The organism is Bartonella sp. CE47NXGY, assembly GCF_042195415.1.
GTDB lineage: Bacteria > Pseudomonadota > Alphaproteobacteria > Rhizobiales > Rhizobiaceae > Bartonella.
In genome coordinates, this window is sequence record NZ_JBHIOI010000268.1 from 1 (window position 1) to 601 (window position 601).

Here is a 601-nt window from a genome sequence, read left to right on the forward strand (position 1 = left end):
GTCGAAATCTTTTTAGGGGAAATAGAACAAGAGATGCAAAAGATTTTGGCAAAAGCTGCTTAAACCTATGGGGGTGCTCTCTCCTCCCCGCACCCCCACCCTTTTACATAAGGAAATTAAACGTGTGTAACATCAAACATATTATCATACAGCCTGCTAAAGATGAGGAATTTTGTTTTTTTACCATTGGCTATGAAGGTAGGTCCCTTGAGAATTATCTTAGTTGTCTCATAGAAAACAATATCAAAACTTTATGTGATGTTCGTAAAAATCCAATAAGTAGAAAACACGGATTTTCAAAAAGACAATTAGAAAAAGCTGTAAGCAATATTGATATTGAATATATGCATATGCCTGAACTTGGAATTGCTTCTGAAAAACGAAGAAATTTGAAAACACAAAAAGATTATGACCGCCTTTTTGAAGATTATCAAAATACAACTCTCAAGAATAATTTTTGTGCAATAAACAAATTATATCAAATTTTTTTAAACAAAAAGCGCGTTGCAATCACCTGTTTTGAAGCCAATGTATGCATGTGTCATAGAGGACAACTCGCATTAGCTCTTACTCAATTGCCTGATTGGAAATATGAAATTAA

1 protein-coding gene is annotated in these 601 nt (G+C 33.3%); it reads left to right on the forward strand.

Going from position 1 to position 601, the window contains the following annotated elements; genetic code table 11:
• Positions 1–122: 122 nt before the first annotated feature.
• Positions 123–601: DUF488 family protein (locus tag ACFIL3_RS11035; RefSeq protein ID WP_375682303.1), on the forward strand; the 479-nt coding region annotated here is incomplete at its 3' end.